At 39.3% G+C, this 20,130-nt stretch carries 21 protein-coding genes; 17 read left to right on the top strand and 4 right to left on the bottom strand.

The window, feature by feature from the left end; genetic code table 11:
- Complete coding sequence (locus JNUCC25_RS12610; RefSeq protein ID WP_064471717.1) at nt 1-1,596, bottom strand: alpha-amylase family glycosyl hydrolase; 1,596 nt, start codon at nt 1,594-1,596, stop codon at nt 1-3.
- A 393-nt stretch (nt 1,597-1,989) separates the two neighbouring features.
- Here JNUCC25_RS12610 and pxpA point away from each other — a divergent pair, with 393 nt between their 5' ends.
- From pxpA to mug, 11 genes are all read left to right on the top strand, one after another.
- On the top strand, nt 1,990-2,751 hold the full coding sequence (gene pxpA / locus JNUCC25_RS12605) for a 5-oxoprolinase subunit PxpA (RefSeq protein WP_029321953.1): 762 nt from the start codon (nt 1,990-1,992) through the stop codon (nt 2,749-2,751).
- Nucleotides 2,752-2,775: 24 nt separating this feature from the next.
- Nucleotides 2,776-4,014, top strand: a complete 1,239-nt coding sequence (locus JNUCC25_RS12600; protein WP_035438981.1) for an NRAMP family divalent metal transporter — start codon at nt 2,776-2,778, stop codon at nt 4,012-4,014.
- 52 nt (nt 4,015-4,066) lie between these two features.
- The gene (locus JNUCC25_RS12595) at nt 4,067-4,858 is read left to right on the top strand and encodes a putative hydro-lyase (RefSeq protein WP_013057187.1); all 792 of its coding nucleotides are present in this window, start codon (nt 4,067-4,069) and stop codon (nt 4,856-4,858) included.
- 17 nt (nt 4,859-4,875) lie between these two features.
- Nucleotides 4,876-5,631, top strand: a complete 756-nt coding sequence (gene pxpB / locus JNUCC25_RS12590) for a 5-oxoprolinase subunit PxpB (protein WP_029321948.1) — start codon at nt 4,876-4,878, stop codon at nt 5,629-5,631.
- Nucleotides 5,628-6,623 (top strand): 5-oxoprolinase subunit C family protein, encoded by a 996-nt coding sequence (locus tag JNUCC25_RS12585; RefSeq protein ID WP_029321946.1) that lies wholly within the window; start codon nt 5,628-5,630, stop codon nt 6,621-6,623. The genes pxpB and JNUCC25_RS12585 overlap by 4 nt, the downstream gene beginning before the upstream one ends.
- 22 nt (nt 6,624-6,645) lie before the next feature.
- Nucleotides 6,646-7,107, top strand: a complete 462-nt coding sequence (gene accB / locus JNUCC25_RS12580; RefSeq protein WP_013057184.1) for an acetyl-CoA carboxylase biotin carboxyl carrier protein — start codon at nt 6,646-6,648, stop codon at nt 7,105-7,107.
- 28 nt (nt 7,108-7,135) lie between these two features.
- Nucleotides 7,136-8,500, top strand: coding sequence for an acetyl-CoA carboxylase biotin carboxylase subunit (gene accC, locus JNUCC25_RS12575; protein ID WP_029321941.1), 1,365 nt, complete (start codon nt 7,136-7,138; stop codon nt 8,498-8,500).
- 131 nt (nt 8,501-8,631) lie between these two features.
- Complete coding sequence (locus tag JNUCC25_RS12570) at nt 8,632-9,396, top strand: IclR family transcriptional regulator (protein WP_013057182.1); 765 nt, start codon at nt 8,632-8,634, stop codon at nt 9,394-9,396.
- Nucleotides 9,397-9,423: 27 nt separating this feature from the next.
- Nucleotides 9,424-10,233, top strand: coding sequence for a uroporphyrinogen-III synthase (locus JNUCC25_RS12565; protein ID WP_029321939.1), 810 nt, complete (start codon nt 9,424-9,426; stop codon nt 10,231-10,233).
- 589 nt (nt 10,234-10,822) lie between these two features.
- On the top strand, nt 10,823-12,163 hold the full coding sequence (locus JNUCC25_RS12560) for a coiled-coil domain-containing protein (RefSeq protein ID WP_057273232.1): 1,341 nt from the start codon (nt 10,823-10,825) through the stop codon (nt 12,161-12,163).
- A 68-nt stretch (nt 12,164-12,231) separates the two neighbouring features.
- Nucleotides 12,232-12,744 carry a G/U mismatch-specific DNA glycosylase gene (gene mug / locus JNUCC25_RS12555; RefSeq protein ID WP_013057179.1) on the top strand — a complete coding sequence of 171 codons (513 nt, stop codon included), beginning with the start codon at nt 12,232-12,234 and terminating at the stop codon, nt 12,742-12,744.
- A 20-nt stretch (nt 12,745-12,764) separates the two neighbouring features.
- Here the strand turns inward: mug and JNUCC25_RS12550 are convergent, their stop codons facing one another.
- Both JNUCC25_RS12550 and JNUCC25_RS12545 read right to left on the bottom strand, forming a co-directional pair.
- Nucleotides 12,765-13,874 (bottom strand): metallophosphoesterase, encoded by a 1,110-nt coding sequence (locus tag JNUCC25_RS12550; RefSeq protein WP_013057178.1) that lies wholly within the window; start codon nt 13,872-13,874, stop codon nt 12,765-12,767.
- 147 nt (nt 13,875-14,021) lie between these two features.
- Complete coding sequence (locus tag JNUCC25_RS12545; protein WP_013057177.1) at nt 14,022-14,321, bottom strand: hypothetical protein; 300 nt, start codon at nt 14,319-14,321, stop codon at nt 14,022-14,024.
- 156 nt (nt 14,322-14,477) lie between these two features.
- Between JNUCC25_RS12545 and JNUCC25_RS12540 the strand changes: the two genes are divergently transcribed.
- Nucleotides 14,478-14,978: a metallophosphoesterase family protein gene (locus tag JNUCC25_RS12540; protein ID WP_064471714.1), complete on the top strand. Its 501-nt coding sequence runs from the start codon at nt 14,478-14,480 to the stop codon at nt 14,976-14,978.
- Nucleotides 14,979-15,007: 29 nt separating this feature from the next.
- Here the strand turns inward: JNUCC25_RS12540 and JNUCC25_RS12535 are convergent, their stop codons facing one another.
- Nucleotides 15,008-15,232: a hypothetical protein gene (locus JNUCC25_RS12535; protein WP_014459961.1), complete on the bottom strand. Its 225-nt coding sequence runs from the start codon at nt 15,230-15,232 to the stop codon at nt 15,008-15,010.
- A gap of 149 nt (nt 15,233-15,381) precedes the next feature.
- Here JNUCC25_RS12535 and JNUCC25_RS12530 point away from each other — a divergent pair, with 149 nt between their 5' ends.
- The 5 genes from JNUCC25_RS12530 (at nt 15,382) to JNUCC25_RS12510 (ending at nt 20,068) form a co-directional block, all read left to right on the top strand.
- Nucleotides 15,382-17,364 carry a methyl-accepting chemotaxis protein gene (locus tag JNUCC25_RS12530; RefSeq protein WP_098287536.1) on the top strand — a complete coding sequence of 661 codons (1,983 nt, stop codon included), beginning with the start codon at nt 15,382-15,384 and terminating at the stop codon, nt 17,362-17,364.
- Nucleotides 17,365-17,443: 79 nt separating this feature from the next.
- Nucleotides 17,444-17,581 (top strand): hypothetical protein, encoded by a 138-nt coding sequence (locus JNUCC25_RS12525; protein ID WP_014459963.1) that lies wholly within the window; start codon nt 17,444-17,446, stop codon nt 17,579-17,581.
- Nucleotides 17,582-17,778: 197 nt separating this feature from the next.
- Nucleotides 17,779-19,215 (top strand): FAD-binding oxidoreductase, encoded by a 1,437-nt coding sequence (locus JNUCC25_RS12520; RefSeq protein ID WP_078081865.1) that lies wholly within the window; start codon nt 17,779-17,781, stop codon nt 19,213-19,215.
- A complete protein-coding gene (locus JNUCC25_RS12515) occupies nt 19,212-19,775 on the top strand; it encodes an MFS transporter (protein WP_078081864.1) in 564 nt (187 codons plus the stop codon). Before JNUCC25_RS12520 ends, JNUCC25_RS12515 begins: the two co-directional genes overlap by 4 nt.
- Before the next feature lie 101 nt (nt 19,776-19,876).
- Nucleotides 19,877-20,068 carry a hypothetical protein gene (locus tag JNUCC25_RS12510; RefSeq protein WP_064471712.1) on the top strand — a complete coding sequence of 64 codons (192 nt, stop codon included), beginning with the start codon at nt 19,877-19,879 and terminating at the stop codon, nt 20,066-20,068.
- Nucleotides 20,069-20,130 lie beyond the last annotated feature (62 nt).

The raw sequence follows: 20,130 nt of genomic DNA, 5'->3' as shown, positions 1-20,130 counted from the left end.
TTATTTTGTTAAAATCGTCGCATTCGCCGGAATCACAAGCTGATTTTTGACTTTCTTAGCACCTTTTTCACTAGCAAAAATCAATTTACCTTTCGCTGCTACAGATACTCTTACAGGTTGATTTGAAATATTATGATACACGCTAATCGAGTTGCCTTTATACGTACGGCTATAAGCAACAACTTCTTTACTGTCTACTGAAATAGATTGAAGCGTTCCTTTTACTAACTCTTCGTGCTGCTGGCGCACACGAATCATTTCACGGTAATGATTTAACAAAGAATCTTTTTGTTTTGTTTGGGCTTCCACAGACACACCGTTGCCGCCTTTGTTGTATACAGCTGTCTCCCAGCTAGTTTGTCCAAGTCCGTTTCCTTCGTACCAGCGGAACGGTTCACGGATTAACTCATCAGGCTTTTCACCGGTCATGCCGATTTCTTCACCGTAATAAATATACGGGTTGCCAGGAAGCGTAAGTAAGATAGAAGCAGCTGATTTTGCTTTGTTCACATCGCCGCTCAGCTCACTCATGACGCGGTTTTGGTCATGGTTGGTTAAGAAAATGCCGTCAATTTTATTTGGATTGTATGATTTGAACAGCTCATCAGTTGCCGCTGCTGCAGTAGCGATTCCTTGATCATTTCCCGCTTTTACAGAGCTGACAATTTTTCCTGCTAAATCAAAGTTAAATAAAGAATCAAGCGATTGATAGTAAGGGGCTACCACTTCCGGTTGATCCCATACTTCACCCGTTAGATATACGTTAGGGTTTTCTTTTTTCATCGCATCTCTAAACTCATTCCACCAAAGGATATTTTTCTTAGCGCCTTCAGGTGTTTGACCTTTAAAGATATGAAGGGCAGCATCTAAGCGGAAGCCATCAACGCCTTGCTTTAGCCAAAACTTTCCGACGTTAATCATTTCTTTTCTTACTTCAGGGTTATCGTAATTTAAGTCAGGCATTCCTTCCCAGAACGTTCCGTAAAAATACTCTCCGTTTGGAGCTTTATGCCATACTTGCTGTCCCCAAGATCCTTTTTCATTCAGGTCGGTATTTTTATCAGCCCAAATATAGTAATCTCTGTACTTGCTGTTTTTATCTTTTAACGCAGCTTGAAACCAAGGGTGTTCACTGCTCGTATGATTCACAACGAGGTCCATAATAACTTTTACGTCTCGTTTGTCTGCTTCTTTCATCAGTTTGCGAAAATCTTGCAGACTTCCATACTGCGGATCAATATTATAATAGTCCGTTACATCATATTTATGATAGCTAGGAGAAGGGTTTACGGGCATCATCCAAATCCCGTTTACTTGAAGATCATTTTTTGTATGAGAATTGCCGTCATTTAAATAATCCAACTTTTGTGTCAGACCTTTTAAATCACCATGTCCATCTTTATTTGTATCGTAAAAAGAGTTTACATACACCTCATAAAAGACACCGTTTTTATCTGCTGCTTCAGACTTACCTTTATGTACGGTTTCGGCGTGAACGCCTGTTGATAAGCTAGCAGCCAGCGGCAGTGTTAGTGCTAAAGCTGTCCATTTTTTTCCTTTCATCGTTTCATCCCCTTTTTTTGCAATCGTTTGCATAAATTGACTACAATTGAAATATAGCACCTATTTGAAAACGATTACAACGAAAATTTCATTTTGATTATTTTGAACTAGTAATTTTTCTGACAACCTGTTTGTTTACTGCGTCTAATGACATTGAGCGGCTGCGTTATATTAAGGCTATAGATAGAAGATAGCAATAAAATAAGGGGTTATTATCCAAGTAAAAATAATGACTATGTCAAATATTCTGACAATGTTGTTGTTCAATTCATCATCTCGTGCTAAAATCCAAATATAACTGAAAAATGGTACTGTAGTTCCGAAAAACGGAACTTAAAGTATTGATGCAGATAATAAAGCTTGAATTTTATTTACTATCTGCAAATGATTACGCTTACATTAAAAGGGTTAAGGGGGAAGAATGCATTGAGTAAAGTAGATTTAAACTGTGATTTAGGTGAAAGCTTTGGTGCTTATCGTATTGGCAATGATGAAGCCATTTTAGAGCACGTGACGTCTGTGAACGTAGCCTGTGGATTTCATGCAGGGGATCCGAGCGTCATGAGAAAAACGGTGAAATTGGCCGCTGAAAAAAAAGTGCAAATTGGGGCTCATCCTGGTCTGCAGGACCTTATCGGTTTTGGACGCAGAAACATGAATATTTCGCCTCAAGAAGCCTACGATATCGTGGTTTATCAAATTGGGGCATTAAACGGTTTTTTGCAAGCGGAAGGGTTATCGATGCAGCATGTAAAACCTCACGGTGCACTATATAACATGGCTGCTAAAAACAAAGCGTTGTCTGAAGCAATAGCAAAAGCTGTTTACAACGTAAATCCTGAGCTGATTTTGTTTGGGTTATCTGGAAGTGAGCTGATTCAAGCAGGTAACAGAATTGGTTTAAAAACGGCTAACGAAGTATTTGCAGACCGTACCTATCAGTTAGACGGTTCTCTCACTGCTCGCACAGAACCAAATGCTTTAATTGAAAATGATGACGAAGCTGTTTCTCAAGTTATTACAATGGTGAAAGAAGGGAAGGTAAAATCTCAGCAGGGCAAGGATGTAGAATTGCAGGCAGATACGATTTGCATCCATGGAGACGGAGCTCACGCACTTGAATTTGCCCGTCATGTCAACCGTTCTTTACGAGCATCAGAAGTGGTAGTTAAGGCTATTTCAAAATAAAAACTACATACAATCAGGAGGAAGATGATATTGGAGCCAATTAAAAAATCAACACCTCAGCAAAAACTTTCGGCTGCGCCTAAAGTAAACTGGACGTTAATGCTTGGAGCCGCTTTTTTAATGGCCACATCGGCTATTGGACCAGGCTTTTTAACTCAAACTACTGTATTTACACAAAATTTAGCTGCAAGCTTCGGATTCGTTATTTTAATTTCAATTATTCTTGATATCTTTGCTCAAACCAACGTATGGAGAATTATTGCTGTTTCTGAAAAACGCGGACAAGAAATCGCCAACATGGTATTTCCTGGATTAGGATACGTGCTCGCTATTTTAATTGTTATTGGAGGACTTGCTTTCAATATTGGAAATATTGCCGGTGCCGGGCTTGGATTAAATGCGATTACGGGTATTTCTCCAACAGCCGGCGCTGCGATTAGTGCAGTTATTGCCGTGCTAATCTTCGTTGTAAAAGAAGCTGGAAAAGCAATGGATCGCTTCACGCAAATTGCAGGTTTTGTCATGATTGGGCTCATGCTATACGTAGCTGCTACCACTTCACCTCCCGTTGGAGAAGCTGTAGTGAAAACTTTTGCTCCTGACAAAATTGACATTATTGCGATCGTTACGCTTGTTGGAGGAACAGTCGGTGGTTATATCACCTTTGCTGGCGGACATCGTCTTTTAGATGCCGGCGTAAAAGGCATCGATTCTTTACCTCAAGTAACAAAAAGTTCTGTAACAGGAATTCTCATCACTTCTGTTATGCGAATCGCGTTGTTTTTAGCTGTACTTGGCGTTGTGTCTAAAGGTTTACAAATTGACCCAGCCAATCCTCCGGCATCCGTGTTTCAGCTCGCAGCGGGAAACGTCGGTTATAAAATCTTTGGTATTGTTATGTGGTCTGCCGCTATTACGTCTGTGGTAGGAGCTGCTTATACATCCGTTTCGTTTATTCAAACGTTTAGTGAAAAACTTAATAAAAACTCAAACTGGATTATTATTGGATTTATTATTATTTCAACTCTGTCGTTTGTCTTAATTGGAAAACCTGTAAAAGTTCTTCTTTTAGTTGGAGCAATCAATGGATTAATTCTGCCGATCGCTCTTGGGACGTTACTGGTTGCTGCTTACAAAAAAAGCATCGTTGGCGAGTATAAACATCCTTTATGGCTTACCATTTCTGGTGTACTTGTCGTTATTGTAATGGCTTTAATGGGCGGCTATACGTTAATAGATCAACTTCCTCAATTATTTAAATAAAACAATGTGCCCGCACGTAAGTTGCGTGCGGGCAATGATGGGAGATAGAAACATGACAACCCTTTCACAGCTAACTCCAGCTGAACTTCGTCAGCAAATCCGTAACAATCAGCTTATTCAACCAACAGCAGGCATGGCAAACGGCTATGCTCAAGCTAATTTAGCTATTTTACCAAAGCAACAAGCTTTTGACTTTCTATTGTTCTGTCAGCGTAACCCTAAATCGTGTCCTCTTTTAGATGTCACAGACGTTGGATCTCCGGTGCCAAAATTTGCAGCTCCATCCGGAGATATTCGTACAGACATTCCAAAGTATCGAATCTATGAAAATGGGGAACTAGTAAAAGAAGTAACCGATATCACAGATTACTGGACAGAAGATATGGTTGCTTTTCTTATCGGCTGCAGCTTTACATTTGAACACGCGCTTTTAAACAACGACATACCTGTTCGTCACATTGAAGAAAACTGTAATGTTCCTATGTATAAAACAAATATTTCATGCGCTGAAGCGGGAATATTCCACGGCTCGACGGTAGTTAGTATGCGTCCAATTCCTCAGCAAGACGTAGTGCGGGCAGCCCAAGTAACTTCACGTTTTCCAGCTGTGCACGGGGGGCCTGTTCACATTGGAGATCCGGCTGCAATAGGGATCCAAGACCTGCACTCTCCGGATTTTGGTGATGCTGTTTCGATTAAGGAAGGGGAAGTGCCCGTATTTTGGGCTTGTGGTGTAACTCCTCAAGCAGTAGCAATGGCAACAAAACCTTCTATTATGATTACACATGCTCCCGGGCATATGTTTATCACAGATATTCGAGATGAAAAACTAGGTGTTTTATAAAAGAAAGAGGTGTAGGTATGAATCAAACCGTAACAAAAGCGTCGGCTGTTATTTCTCCGCTTGGCGACTCAGCGCTTGTTATAACGTTTGGAGATAGTATTCAGTACGATATTCATAAACAAATTAAAACGTGTAAAGATTCGATAGAATTAAATCCATTCCCTGGGTTTATCGAATGCGTGCCGGCATTTACAAATCTTACAATTTTCTATAACCCTCTTGAAGTTGTAGCAGCCGTGGGAAAAAAGCAGAAGAAGGAATTTGTTTCTCCTTTTGAAGTAGTGTCTTCTATCGTTCAAAGTAAACTAGAAAACGAACAGACAGAAAAAGAATTAGACCATCGTACGGTTTCCATTCCAGTTTGCTACGGAGGCGAGTATGGACCTGACCTTGAATATGTCGCTCGTCACCATAACTTAACAACTGAAGAGGTAATTAGTATTCATTCTGAAGGTGAATACTTAGCGTACATGATTGGGTTTGCTCCTGGATTTCCATTTCTAGGAGGATTATCTGAAAGAATTGCTACACCTCGCCGGCCGTCTCCTCGCACCTCTATTCCTGCCGGTTCGGTTGGTATTGCGGGAATGCAAACAGGAGTGTATCCTATTTCTACTCCCGGAGGATGGCAGTTAATTGGTCAAACGCCTATTAAACTGTTTTTGCCGGAACAAAATCCCCCAAGTTTGCTGCAGGCTGGAGATATTATAAAATTCGAGCCTATCTCTAAAGAAGAGTATCAAGAAATGCAGGCAAAGGAGGGGGAGAAATGAGTATGCGAGTCAGTAAAGCCGGGTTATTAACGAGCATTCAAGATTTAGGCAGAAGAGGGTTTCAGCAGCACGGTGTGATTGTAAGCGGTGCAATGGATTCTTATTCCCTTCGAATTGCTAATTTACTAGTTGGTAACGATGAAAAAGAAGCAGGACTTGAAGTTACGCTAATGGGGCCTACCCTTGAAATAGAAAGTGATTGTTTAGTAGCAATTACCGGAGGAGATTTAGCTCCTTCGGTCAACGGAAAGCTAGTCCCGATGTGGAAACCTTTGTTTATTCCAAAAGGAAGCACTTTATCATTTGGTCCTTGCAAAACTGGGTGCCGTTCCTATCTATCTGTAGCAGGAGGATTTGCTATTAATGAAGTGTTAAATAGTAAAAGTACGTATTTAAGAGGTGAAATCGGGGGCTACAAAGGAAGAGCACTACAAACAGACGATGTTTTACCTCTATCTGTTCCTGCTGTTTCAAAGCCTGCTTTTCTTTCAAATGAACTGATAAACGGAGTATATACTTCTTCATGGTCCGTAAATTATAAGGAACTTGTTCATTTTACAAAGAAACCCGGTGTCCGTGTTATTAACGGCAGTCAATACGATTTATTTACAGCTGAAAGCAAAAGTCATTTTACGAAAGAGCCTTTTAAAGTATCGAATCAATCAGATCGAATGGGCTATCGAATGGATGGACCTTCTCTTCAGCTTCAAGAAAAAAAAGAGTTATTGTCCGAAGCTGTTTCAAAAGGTTCTGTTCAAGTCCCGCCGGATGGAAATCCCATCATCCTGTTAGCAGACCGTCAAACCACGGGGGGATACCCTAAAATTGCTCAAGTCATCACAGCGGATTTACCGCTTTTAGCTCAAGTAAAGCCTGGAGAATCCATTTACTTTTCTCACATTTCGCTTCATGAAGCAGAAAAAATCTATTTAGAAAAAGAACAGATGCTTCAAGAATTGAAGATTGCTGTTAACCTTGCGTCAACTAAATAACACAAAACGGGAGTGACAAGAAATGATAAACGTACGTGAATTGCAAGAAGTTGTTTCATTAATGAATGAATCTGGTATTCAAAAGCTCCATATTGAACATGAAGGAACAAAAGTTGTCATTGATAAAGCAGGAATTCCTTTAGAGGACACAGCTGTTACAGAAGTGAAAACAGATGAAGTAAAAGCCGCTGCCACTGAGCAAGCGCCTCAAGATTCTATGTCTGTAAACGCAGCAGACAATAATGAAAAGCAAATTTTATCACCAATGGTCGGAACCTTTTACGCCAAGCCAGAAGCAGACGCCGATCCCTTTGTTCAAGTAGGACAAACCATTGAACATAAAGATGTTGTATGTGTGATTGAAGCGATGAAGCTGTTTAATGAAGTCGATGCGGGAATGGAAGGAGAAGTGCTTGAAATTCTTGTGAAAGACGGGGATGTCGTTGAGTTTGGACAGCCTTTATTTACCGTAAAATCACGCTAAAGTATACATACTGTCAGGAGGAGTCATTATGTTTAAAAAGATCTTAATCGCAAACCGCGGCGAGATTGCAGTTCGTATCATTCGGGCTTGTAAAGAGATGGGGATTGCAACCGTGGCCGTGTATTCAGAAGCAGACAAAGATGCACTTCACGTGAAGCTAGCAGATGAGTCATTTTGTATTGGCAAAACGTCTTCTAAAGAAAGCTACTTAAACATTCGTAATTTGCTTACCGTAGCGCAAGTAACCAAGGCAGACGCTATTCATCCCGGCTATGGGTTTTTAGCTGAAAATGCTGATTTTGCTGAGATGTGTGAATCCTATGATATTACCTTTATTGGTCCAAAAGCGGAAGCCATCCGTAAAATGGGGGCAAAAGCTGTAGCGCGAGATACAATGAAACAAGCCGGCGTGCCTATTGTACCTGGCACGGAAGGACTGATTGAAGATAGCAGCACTGCTATGCCAGTAGCACGAGAAATAGGCTATCCAATCATCGTAAAAGCTACAGCGGGCGGTGGCGGAAAAGGAATGCGTCTAGCTCATAGCGAAGAAGAGCTAGAAAAAGCCATTCGTCAAGCTCAGCATGAAGCAGAAACAGCCTTTGGAAACGGCGGCGTATATCTTGAAAAGTACCTAGAAGAGCCAAAACACATCGAAATTCAAATCATTGCTGATGAAGAAGGGAATGTGGTTCATTTAGGTGAACGAGATTGTTCGATTCAACGCCGTCATCAAAAATTGGTAGAAGAAGCTCCGTCTCCTGCGGTAGATGAAAACCTTCGTGCTAAAATGGGCAAAGCGGCGGTCTCGGCAGCTAAAGCAGTTGATTATACAGGTGTCGGAACAGTCGAGTTTCTGTTAGATAAGCACGGGCATTTTTACTTTATGGAAATGAATACACGAATTCAAGTTGAACACCCCGTTACAGAACTTGTAACAAACATTGACTTAATTAAAGAACAAATTTCAGTAGCAGCAGGCTACCCGCTATCATTTTCTCAGCAGGATATTCAGTTAAAGGGATGGGCAATTGAATGTCGGATCAATGCAGAAAATCCGGCTAAAAACTTTATGCCTTCCCCTGGAAAAGTCGAGATGTATTTACCTCCTGGCGGCTACGGGGTTCGTGTAGACAGCGCCGTTTACCCAGGCTATGAAATTTCCCCATTTTATGATTCAATGGTGGCGAAATTAATTGTAACAGGGAAAGATCGAAATGAAGCGATTCAACGAATGAAACGCGCGCTCGAAGAATTTATCATTATAGGTATTCATACAACCATTCCTTTTCATTTAGAATTACTGAACCATCCTTCTTTTAAGGAAGGGGATTTTACAACCAAATTTCTAGAAAGTAACCCTATTTCAATTAAAGAACTAGAAACGGTGTAAGAAAGGAAAGTGCTCTTATAAAGGAGTGCTTTCCTTTTTTTCTTCATGTATAATAAAAAGAACATATCATTAGCTAGTAAGCTATACGTCTATCAAATACATGTATTCGCACAAATAAGGGAGAAGGTTTTATGCAAGCTAACAATAAAACAGTGGTTAAATCCATGCAGATTCTCACGCTTTTTATCAAGCACCCTAAGCTGACCTTCACAGAAATGATGGAATATTCAGGCGTTCCGAAAACTTCTTTGCACCGGATGGTTGGTTCGCTTGAAGAGATGGGATTTTTAACAAAAGACGAGCAAGGATACTATTCGCTAGGACTTTTATTCTTGCAATTTGGTCAGCTAGTGGCTAATCGCTTAGATATTAGAAATATCGCAAAGCCTGTAATGGAAGCGCTCCGAGATGAAGTAGAAGAAGCGGTTAATTTAATTGTACGAGATGGGAATGAAGCTATGTATATTGAAAAAGTAGATACGCTTCATCCAGTGCGCCTTTATACATCAATTGGAAGGCGTTCACCTCTTTATGCAGGAGCTTGTTCACGCATTATCTTGGCGCATTTACCCGAAAAAGAACAAGAGGAATATATTACTCAAACGGAGCTAGCTCCAATAGGTATTGGAACCATTACAGATCAAAAGAAGCTAAGAAATGTATTAAAAGAAGCAAAAGAAAAAGGGTATACCATTAGCACCTCTGAATTAGAAAACTTTACAACATCCGTGAGCGCGCCGATTGTAAATCATCAAAATGAAGTGGTTGCAGGCATTAGCGTAGCGGGAATTGAAGCGAGATTTCAAGGAGACAGACTGCCGTTCATTATTCAAAAAGTAACAGAAGCAGCGAGCCTAATTTCTGAAAAACTCGGTTATCAAGGATCATTAAAGTAGCATACATAGAAAAATGGAGGTAGACCATTGAAACGATTAGAAGGAAAAACAGTCGCACTCGTAGGTCAGCGTAAAGTAGAAGAAATCAGCAAAATTGTTGAAAACCTTGGCGGGACCCCGCTTGTACGACCTGCACAAGGAACAATCTTTTTAGATGACACACACTTAGAAGCAGATATTAAAGAACTGGTAAAAGGAAATTATGATTGGTTTATTTTTACGACAGGCGTCGGGACGGAAATTTTGTATAAAACAGCAGATAAGCTAGGACTGGCGGATGAATTTCTGTCTTCTTTAAAAGCAGCTAATATTGCTGCACGCGGGTATAAAACCGTAAATATGTTAAAAAAGCTCGGTGTTACTCCAACCGTTCGAGATGATGATGGAAGTACAGCGGGACTAGTCAGGGCACTTCATTCATTTTCTTTTGAAGGAAAGCATGTAGCGCTTCAGCTTCACGGAGATCCTGCACCAAAATTGATTGACTTTCTATCGAATCAAAAAGCCCAATTTAAAGAGATTTTACCGTATCAGCATATTCCGCCAAAAGCAGAAATCATGGAACAGCTTATAAACGAATTAATAAGCGGAAAAATTGATGCTGTTAATTTCACAAGCGCTCCGCAGGCCCGATTTTTATTTTCGTTTGCAAGAGAACACGGACAAGCTGATCACATTCGAGAACTCTTTAAAAGCTCTGTAGTAGCTGTATCCGTAGGAAAAGTAACCGCTGCTGCTTTAAAAGAAGAAGGAGTAGATCGTATTGTTATTCCTGATCAAGAAAGAATGGGAAGTGCAATTGTAGCTTTAGAACATTATTATCAGCAGCGTGATTAACAAAAGGCCTTCTCGCCTCACAGTGAGAAGGTCTTTTGTATGACTTCATCCAAGCGTTGTCGAATATTGTTTGATAATTACCTATCACTCTCTTTTTAAACACGTGCAAACGACAGATAAACATAGATTTGTTACTATTTCAGAAAATCATTTTCAAATATTGTAAAAATAGTAGAAAAAGGTAAAAAAACAGATGTAGATGTTAAAAAATTGTTACGTTCTCTTTAGCAATAACTTATATCCAACCAGCTTAAAAAATCTTGATCGCCTATTTTATCATGTTAAAAACAGTGCTGTGTAAAGCCCGGTAGATTATTTATTTTAACAGGGATATAAAGGTGTATTTTTGCAGGTGAAAGATGAATGTATACACAAGCGTTAATTGTTACACTACTGAAATACAATTGTAATATTGTTATTCTTTTTTTCAACGTTTATCGTGGTATAATTTTCGTAGATTTTCATTAGCATATTTAGCTATTTATCGACAAATACAGTGAACTTTACATAAATTGTCAGACTTTTATACATATTGATACATAATTAGAAATTACTAGTTTAACAGAGCAAGAAAGCGGAGGAATTCATATTGAAAAAGAAAATGCTTTTACTTAACACAACGGTTTTATTAGGCCTGGGAGGAGTTTTATCAACTCCAACGTATGCCTCTACCATTCAAGATATGGAATCGCAAAAATCTCAAATTCAAAACCAGCGTCAAGATGTGCAATCTAACATCAAAGCAGCTTCTGATGAATTGACACGCCTTCAAGCAGAACAAGATCAAATGAAAGCACAGCTTGAGCGATTAACAATAGCAGAAGAAGAAAATAATAAAAAAGCCCAAAAAACAGAAGCCGATATTAAAGAAACGTCTAAACAAGTAGAGCAGCTTGAAAAAGAAATTAAGCTGCTTCAAGAAAAACTTGAAAAGCGAAACGATATTTTAAAAGATCGTGCACGTTCCCTGCAAGAAAGCGGCGGTAACGTAGAGTATTTACAAGTTTTACTTGGTTCTTCAAGTTTTGGTGATTTTGTAGACCGCGCGCTAGCTGTTTCGACTATTGTAGATGCAGACCGTGGTATTTTAAAAGAAACTAAAAATATGCAAGACGAATTAAAAACAAAACAAGCGGATGTTAAATCTAAGCTTGCTAGCTTAGAAGACATGAAGGCGGAACTGGATGAAATGACTGTCCAGTTAGCAGCTCAAAAGAAACAAAAAGATGCACTGGCAAAAGAACTAAAAGATAAAGAAGCAAAAAATGAAGAACTAAAAGCTTCTCTACAAGCAAAAGACAGCTCTCTTGCAAATGAACAGTCTACGCTTGAACAAAATATTAAAGATCAAAAAGCTGCAGAAGAAGCAGCAAGAAAAGCAGCTGAACAAGCGGCTAAAGAGGCAGCTAAGAAAGCAGCTGAGCAAGCTCAAAAAGCAGCGGCTGCACCAGCTGAAAAAGCCGATTCATCGTCTGCTAAGGCAGAAGCACCAAAAGCAAGCAGCAATGATGTGGCACCTACAAGCGCTCCGGCTCCAAAAGCTAGCAATGTTGTAACAGTAGGAAACCGCTGGATTGGAAACTCTGCTTACGTATTTGGCGGAGGACGCAGCCAGTCTGATATTAGCCACGGTTTATTTGACTGCTCGTCATTTGTACACTGGGCATATTCTCAAGTAGGCGTTAACCTTGGACCTCTTGGATCTGTAAGTACAGAGACGTTAAAGCATGCTGGAACACAAGTGTCTTCTAGTCAAATGCAACCTGGCGATCTTGTTTTCTTCGATACCTATAAAAAAGACGGCCACGTTGGCATTTATGTAGGAGGCGGCAAGTTCATCGGTGCTCAAAGCTCAACAGGTGTTGCAATTGCAAACATGAGCAGCGGCTACTGGAAACAAAAATTCAACGGACGCGTAGTTCGTATTTAATAGGGTATAGTAAAAAGAAAACATCCAATTTGGGTGTTTTCTTTTTACATTGTAAGGAGCGTATGACTATGAATTCTATTTTTGATCACATACAACCCAACTTAGATATTTTATTTGTCGGTTTTAATCCAAGCATCCGTTCCGGGGAAACGGGGCATCATTTTGCGAATCCAACCAATCGTTTCTGGACGATTCTTCATAAAGCAGGTTTGACAGATCGTAAATATCATCCGGAGGAAGATCACTCGCTGCTCCAGCTAGGATACGGTTTAACCAATATTGTAGAGCGTCCTACAAAGGCAGCTGATGAGATTACAAAAGAAGAATATGCAGAAGGCAGAGAAATCTTAAAGAAAAAAATAGCTACATATACGCCTAAAATCGTTTGTTTTGTTGGAAAAGGTGTCTATCAGCAGTACAGCGGGCGCAAGCAAGTAAAGTGGGGTAAACAAGAGAAATCGATGGTATCAGGAATAATGGACTTTGTTGCCCCGTCTTCAAGCGGGCTCGTTCGAATGAAAGTAGATGAAGTAGTCGCTATTTATGCAGAGCTTCCGAAGCTGCTGCGTACATTAAAATAGAGAAAGCCTTGAGGCTTTCTCTATTTTGTAAACGAAATATCAATTTGAATAATTTCTGATCGGCTCCCGATTCGAAGCGGAGGACCCCAAAAGCCAAATCCTGAAGAGACAATGGTATGCAGTTGATTAGTTTGCTTGTAGCCCCAATCAATTTCAAATAACCGCTTGGTGATTAAATGATTAGGTGCCATTTGCCCTCTGTGAGTATGACCGCATAGAAGTAAATCTACGCCTGCTTGTTCCGCTTCTTTTAAAGAAAGCGGCTGATGATCCATTGCAATGACAGGTAGGGAACGATCCGTTTCACTCGCTAAATCGAAAAAGCTGTCTCGTTTTTTGTCCGTCTTGTCTTTTCTTCCTATTAAATACAAGCTATCACCTATGTTTAACACTTCATCCATTAAAATAGGAATGTTCATTTCCTTCATTCTTTCCACAAACTGAGGGATCTTCCCGCCGTAATACTCATGGTTTCCTAAAATTCCATATGTGCCTAAAGGGGCTTTTAGCTGTTTCATCATAGAATCCATTTCTTTTTTAAAGAATACGTGGGGATCATCGTCAATAATATCTCCAGGAAGTAAAATAAGATCCGGCTGTATCTTTTGTACATGAGTGATTAACCGCTGCAAATGTTTTTTGCCCGACAATGTGCCAAAGTGCATATCAGATGCTACAGCAATGCGAAGGTTTTTCCGATTCGTCTTTTTAGCAAGTGAAATCGTGTATTTTCTTACCACAGGACTGTAAGCATTATACGTACCATAAGCAAAAATGAATAAAAAAGCGGCAATCATGAAAAATCCAATTGAATCGATAGCTGTAGAAAGTGAAGCGCCTAGAAGAGTAAGAATATATACGGCTAGATTACTTATAGGAAGCAAAAGCACCGAATATTGAATAAATCCTAACCAGTACGATCCCACAATTTTAAATATGCTCACTTGTTGAAACGCACGACTGATGATAAAGGAATAAGCAAAAAAGACAACGATCACCGTAAGAATCCATTTGTTTTCCACTTCAAACATTGTGTGAAGCCACATCCAAGCGTTCCATCCGATGTACAGAACGAATAAATTATATAAAATAACAACTAAAATAGACCTTACTAACACACTTACTTTCATACGCTAACCTCTTTTCTTTCATCTGTAATTCCACTATAGCTCATTTTTATTGCTTCAACAAAATTTTATCTCTTCTTCTTATCAATAAAATTTTTGCTTGTCACACAAACGAAAAAACACACCTGTTTTAGAGGTGTGTTTTTTGTATTAATGATGGTGATGCGCGTGGTGAAGGCTGCTAATCACAAATTCAGGCTCTGGAACGTGGAAATATTGAATCCATACGCCTTCTAAAAATTTCTCGCGTTTATCTAAAATGATATCGATATCTTTATCTGTTTTTACGATTTCATCATGTTCAGTCGGCGTATCAAATTTCCAATCATAATGCGCGTGATCACCGTGGTCGATAGTTACATATACACGAATCATTTTTCCTTGACCTTCTGGGCTAGCCAACGCATTTTTTAACACTTTTGCTGCGTTTCGATTAATTTTTACTTCCATTTTGAAAACTCCATTCTGTAACTTAGTATGTAACGTATTTTCGCAAACTTAAACGAAAAAGAGAAATTTTTTGCCTGACGCTCCGTATAGAGTTGCTTCATTCCAACGTAATACGCTACACTACACCATATTGAATGAAAAAGGAGCGTATCATAAATGAAGATTGTTATTTTAGGTGACACTCATATTCCAAAAAGAGCGAAACATTTTCCGAAAAGACTCCTAACCGAACTGAAAACAGCTGATGCTATTATTCATACTGGAGACTTTCAAACGATAGATGTATACAATGACCTGCGTGTGTTTGCTCCTGTACACGGGGTAATTGGAAATGTAGACAGTGAAGAGCTTCAGCAAGTACTTCCATCTTCATTACTTCTTCCGTTTGACGACGTTACGATTGGTGTAACCCACGGTTATGGCAAAGGAAAAACGACTGAAAAACGTGCGCTTTTGGCATTTGAACATGAACAAGTTGACGCAATAATTTTCGGTCACTCTCACATTCCTGTTCATAAGCAAATTGGTGATATTACGTTGTTTAATCCAGGTTCCGCTACTGACAAGCGGCGTGAAAAGCAATTTTCGTTTGGACTGCTGTACATACAAAAAAACACGCTGCATTTTGAACATGTTTTTTATGATTCTAAGGACTAAAACGAGAGAGGGCTCTTGTTTTAGCATTTTTACGTTGTATGGTCTAAATGAGCAATATATTCGTGAAGCTTATTTTCTTCGTAATCATTTAAGTCATGCATCGGAATAACCTGCTGAGTTTGAGGATCCGTTCCTCTTACTTCTGCAATTTTTACTCCTTCTTTATAGATATTAAAAATATCTTTTTCTTCCCCGCGCTGAACCTTTTCTGTTTCAAACATTGAAAAAGACTTGCTGTTTTTACTTTCTTCCATTAAAATCACCTACTTTTTTTATCGTACTCTTATCTTTTCACACCCATTGTTAATTATGTATACACTCGATGACTAAAGGAATATGAAGTCTTGCCGATAGAAAGAAAGTGCACGATCACTTTTAACTACGGAGAGAGAGGCTACATAGCATGGAGAGAGTAAGAAAAAAAAGGTCCCTTAATAACTTTAAGACAAAGCTGGTGCTAGCATTTGCAGCGATCTTGTTAGTGCCATCTGTTACGATAGGTGTATCAGCTTACATAACGGCGAAACATGAAATTGAAAACCAAATTATTAACACAGCACAGCAAAATGTACAGTCCATTAATTCAGTGATTGACGATACCATTGGACCAAAAATTCATGATGTAGAGTTTTTTGCATCAGTGGTAAACAACGAGCGCTACAATGAAAAAGATATGGCTACTTTAAGCAAAGATTTTAACTTATATGCTTCGCTTCATCCAGAAGCCGTCAGCATTTTTACAGGAAATCAGCAGGGGAAGTTTATTCAATCGCCTAAAAAAGTGATACAAGCAGGCTATGATCCCAGAAAGCGAGATTGGTACAAGCTAGCCATGCAAAACAAAGGAAAAACAGTTGTCACTGAACCTTATCCATCAGCCTCTACAGGTCAGACCGTTATTACTGTAGCGAAAACAACGGCGGATGGCACAGGGGTTATTGCTTTAAATTTAGATATAAGCCGCATCAATAAAGCTGTCAGCAAAGTAAAAATCGGAGAAAAAGGATATCCATTTCTTTTGGATGGAGAAAGAAAATATATTGTTCACCCTACGGAAAAAGCAGGTACAAAAGCGACAGATTCTCTTTTTGACAAGCTTTATGCAAAGAGCTCCGGGTCTTTTGATTATACCTTTAACGGGGATGAAAAAAAGATGGTCTTTACTACAAATAAAACAACAAGCTGGAAAGTTGCAGGCACTATGTACTCATCAGAAGTTAGTGAAGCAGCACAGCCTATCTTTTACAAAACACTATTTATTATTGTAGCTTGTCTGATAATCGGGAGTCTTACCATTTTTGCGGTGTTGCAATCGATTATTAAACCGCTCAAACAGCTTAAGAATCAGGCTCTGAGCGTTAGTGAAGGAGATCTAACAACAGCGATTATCGTCAATTCAAAGGATGAAATCGGCGAGTTAGGGTATGCTTTTAGTCAGATGCAAAACAATCTTCGCACATTAATTCAAAATGTTGAAATGAGTGCAGAACAAGTGGCTGCTTCTTCAGAAGAGCTAACGGCCAGCTCACAGCAAACGAGCGCTGCGACTGAACAAGTATCGGTTGCGATACAAGAAGTGGCTTCTAGCGCGGAAAAACAAACGGCTGTTATTGACCAAAATGCAGCTTCTTTAGATGAGATTGTCCAAGGAGTTTCTACCATTGCCAAGCGTACAGAAATTGTTTCTCAGCTATCAAATCACACAACGTCTGAAGCTGTAGAAGGCGGAAAAGCCGTGAGAGAAACGGTCGAACAAATGGAATCCATTTCTCAATCCGTCGAGCTGTCTAATACAACGATTCGTACTTTGTTTCAACGTTCAAAAGAAGTTGGAACCATTTTAGAAGTAATCAGCGGCATTGCTGCTCAAACAAATTTACTAGCCTTAAATGCTGCAATCGAAGCGGCACGAGCTGGAGAACATGGAAAAGGGTTTTCCGTTGTAGCAGCGGAAGTGAGAAAGCTGGCAGAACAATCACAAGTGTCCGCGTCTCAAATTTCTGAGCTTATTCAAGCGATTCAACAAGATACTCAGGAATCTGTACATACAATGGAGCAAGTTACAAACAAAGTTGAAGAAGGACGAACAATATCACAAACGGCTATTCAAAAATTCGAACAAATTCTAAGCAGCATGAATGAAACGACTCCGCAAGTAGAAGAAGTTGCTGCGACTGCTCAGCAAATTTCAGCAGCGGTTGAAGAAGTGGCCCGTACAGCGGGTGAAATGGCGATCCTTGCTAAAGGAAATGCAGCTACATCTGAAGAAGTGGCTGCATCAACTGAAGAACAGCTGGCTTCAATGGAGGAAATTGCTGTTTCCGCACAATCTCTGTCTCAAATGGCAGAACAATTAACAGCGCTCATTAGCAAATTTAATTTGTAAACTTTCGTCAAATCGTCATAGACCTCTTTTATATTGGAAAAAGTAGAACATACACACATGAAAGAGGTGACAGTATCTGATGGAGCAAACAAAAATGACCTTTGAGCCAGCTTCAATTAACGATGATATGCATGCGAAGCTTAAACAGCTAGAAGAGCAGTTTCAACAAACGTTAGGAAAAAGAGTAGCTTTAGTTGCATACGAAGCTGAAAAATAAAGAAACAAAAAAAGAAAAGACCCAGTGTCTTTTCTTTTTTTGTTTCAATAAGGTTAACATACATTAAATTACAAATTTTTTCATATACTTTCTCAAAATAAGTTGTAAATTAGTGTAAAATTACACTTTTATAGTGTTATTCCACTTTTTATATGGTATAATTTCACAGAAATAAAGAAAGGAGCTTACAGCTTAGAATGAAGAAAAACGTGTTGTTAGGAACTTTTTTATCTTTTTATCTAGTAGGTTCATATGCCTCCTATCATATTTATAAACAGCAGCAAAGCCACCCTGTAACGGGGGATGTTGCTCAGCTTCTTCCTACAAAAGTCAAAGAAATAAAGCATGGAACAACTGAAAAACAGCTGAAAGATTGGGTGAAAACCGCTTCACAGCATCATGAAAAAATAGCGATTTCAGGGATGCAGCACAGCCAAGGAGGGCAGACGTACTATCCTAATGCTATTTTACTTGATATGAAGCAGTACAATAAAATTATAGATTACAAGCCCCGCCAAAAAGAAATTACAGTTCAAAGCGGGACAACATGGAATGACATTCAGCAATATATACATAAAGACGGTCTTGCTCTTAAAGTTATGCAATCACAAAATATTTTTACCGTTGGAGGTTCTATTAGCGTGAACGTACACGGCAGAGATATTCGATACGGCTCTTTAATGGATACGGTCAAATCTATGCGTCTCCTGCAGGCGGACGGATCTATTATCGAGATTAGCCGGACAAAACACCCTGAGCTGTTTTCTTTAGTAAACGGAGGCTACGGGTTATTTGGGATCATTTTAGATGTGACGCTTCGTTTGACGGACGATGAATGGTATGAAGATGAAATTATTCGCTTAGATTATAAGCAGTATACAGCGTATTTTAAAAACTACGTACAGCATAACCCTGACGTTGGTATGCATATGGCGCGTATTTCTGTTTCTCCTAATCAATTGCTAACAGATATGTACGTCACAAACTACCGTTTATCTTCTCAAAATACTTCTACTGCAAACGAACCGCTCAAAACAGAAAAAATAGTGGCACTTCCTAAATTTATGCTAGGGCTGTCTCGGTACAGTGACTGGGGAAAAGATATGTTGTGGGAAACACAAAAGGCTTATTTCTTAAGACAAAATGGACGGCCTGAAACAAGAAATAATGTTATGCGTTCTGAAAGTGATTTTATGGAATACGAAAGTGCTAGCCGGACGGAAGTTTTACAAGAATACTTCGTTCCGGTGGATGAATTTGCTTCTTACATCGATGATTTACGCGAAGTGTTAGCAACAGAGAAATTAAATTTACTGAACATTACTGTTCGCTATGTAGAGAAAGACAATAAAGCAGTCATGTCTTATGCAAAAGAGGATATGTTTGCTCTCGTTTTACTTATTAACCAAAAAAAGGATCACCAAGGCATCTCTGATACACAAAGAGTTGTCCGACAAATGGTGGATGTGACGCTGCAGCATCAGGGAAGCTATTATTTGCCTTACTACGGCTACCCAAGTAAGAAGCAGTTAGAAGAGGCTTACCCTCATACAACCGCCTTTTTTAATTTAAAAAGAAAATATGATCGGAACGAAACGTTCGTTAATTTATTTTATAAGGAGTATGGAAAATGACGTACAAACAACTCTTACACTCACAAAGCCTGATGATTACCGCAAGCAGTATTGTTTTTCCTTTTTACCTTTTACTGCTTCGAAATCTTGGCGATAGTTATTCACAATTTGGCTTAGCTTACGGAATTTTCGCTTTAACCGCAGCTTTGAGTCATCCGTTGATCGGTTCATGGAGTGACAGAGTAGGAGAAAAGCGCTTGCTTCTTTTATATACGTTTGGGATGGCCGTTGTTATGCTTGTTATTCCTGTTTTAACAACGATCACGCAGGTGTATATCGTTCAGGTTATAATGGGGCTACTTGGAGCTCTTCAGAAAACTTCAGAAAAAATAGCGTTATCTAGGCAGACAGATCGTGCTCATACAGGAAAACAAGTAGGACACTATCATTTATGGACCTCTATATGGGCAGCTTTAGCCGTGATTGCAACAGGGTATATCATTGATTTTCTGACAATCGGCAGCCTTTTTTACATCACTTCGTTTATGTACGTAGCAGCAGGGGTATTAATATGGCAAAAACCAAAAACAATTGAGCTTGAACGCCACCATTCGCTGTAAAAGTTTATATGGACAGGTCGCTTGAATTTTTTAGTTCGTATTATAAGATACTATAAAAAATTTATGTTCTCCCGATATAAGTACTGAAAGGAGAAACGTTTATGCAAGGTATAAGTATATCAGGGCAAGATGCATGGTCTTCTATTATAGTATCGTTCGCTATTTTCATCATTATATGGGGTCTGATTCCAGGCTTAACTATAAAGTATGTATGTAAAAGTCAAGCACTAGGTATAGCAAGTTTTTTTATTGGTATTGCCTATGGGGTTAAAGCGGGTCATTTCCTTATTTAAATACGGTTTGGCGTAAGTAAGCTTGGACCACTATTAGCTAAGTGGTAATCCCTTTTGTTTCC

The sequence above is a fragment of the Priestia sp. JNUCC 25 genome (assembly GCF_053667915.1).
The sequence above is the reverse complement of the archived record's forward strand: the minus strand, read 5'-3'. Positions and strand labels throughout refer to the sequence as shown.

Excerpts from the sequence above, each read along its gene's own strand:
- JNUCC25_RS12610 (WP_064471717.1), bottom strand. The coding sequence starts at position 1,596 with ATGCAAACGATTGCAAAAAAAGGGGATGAAACGATGAAAGGAAAAAAA.
- JNUCC25_RS12600 (WP_035438981.1), top strand. The coding sequence starts at position 2,776 with ATGATATTGGAGCCAATTAAAAAATCAACACCTCAGCAAAAACTTTCG.
- JNUCC25_RS12595 (WP_013057187.1), top strand. The coding sequence starts at position 4,067 with ATGACAACCCTTTCACAGCTAACTCCAGCTGAACTTCGTCAGCAAATC.
- pxpB (WP_029321948.1), top strand. The coding sequence starts at position 4,876 with ATGAATCAAACCGTAACAAAAGCGTCGGCTGTTATTTCTCCGCTTGGC.
- JNUCC25_RS12585 (WP_029321946.1), top strand. The coding sequence starts at position 5,628 with ATGAGTATGCGAGTCAGTAAAGCCGGGTTATTAACGAGCATTCAAGAT.
- accB (WP_013057184.1), top strand. The coding sequence starts at position 6,646 with ATGATAAACGTACGTGAATTGCAAGAAGTTGTTTCATTAATGAATGAA.
- accC (WP_029321941.1), top strand. The coding sequence starts at position 7,136 with ATGTTTAAAAAGATCTTAATCGCAAACCGCGGCGAGATTGCAGTTCGT.
- JNUCC25_RS12570 (WP_013057182.1), top strand. The coding sequence starts at position 8,632 with ATGCAAGCTAACAATAAAACAGTGGTTAAATCCATGCAGATTCTCACG.
- mug (WP_013057179.1), top strand. The coding sequence starts at position 12,232 with ATGAATTCTATTTTTGATCACATACAACCCAACTTAGATATTTTATTT.
- JNUCC25_RS12550 (WP_013057178.1), bottom strand. The coding sequence starts at position 13,874 with ATGAAAGTAAGTGTGTTAGTAAGGTCTATTTTAGTTGTTATTTTATAT.
- JNUCC25_RS12545 (WP_013057177.1), bottom strand. The coding sequence starts at position 14,321 with ATGGAAGTAAAAATTAATCGAAACGCAGCAAAAGTGTTAAAAAATGCG.
- JNUCC25_RS12540 (WP_064471714.1), top strand. The coding sequence starts at position 14,478 with ATGAAGATTGTTATTTTAGGTGACACTCATATTCCAAAAAGAGCGAAA.
- JNUCC25_RS12535 (WP_014459961.1), bottom strand. The coding sequence starts at position 15,232 with ATGGAAGAAAGTAAAAACAGCAAGTCTTTTTCAATGTTTGAAACAGAA.
- JNUCC25_RS12530 (WP_098287536.1), top strand. The coding sequence starts at position 15,382 with ATGGAGAGAGTAAGAAAAAAAAGGTCCCTTAATAACTTTAAGACAAAG.
- JNUCC25_RS12525 (WP_014459963.1), top strand. The coding sequence starts at position 17,444 with ATGGAGCAAACAAAAATGACCTTTGAGCCAGCTTCAATTAACGATGAT.
- JNUCC25_RS12520 (WP_078081865.1), top strand. The coding sequence starts at position 17,779 with ATGAAGAAAAACGTGTTGTTAGGAACTTTTTTATCTTTTTATCTAGTA.
- JNUCC25_RS12515 (WP_078081864.1), top strand. The coding sequence starts at position 19,212 with ATGACGTACAAACAACTCTTACACTCACAAAGCCTGATGATTACCGCA.
- JNUCC25_RS12510 (WP_064471712.1), top strand. The coding sequence starts at position 19,877 with ATGCAAGGTATAAGTATATCAGGGCAAGATGCATGGTCTTCTATTATA.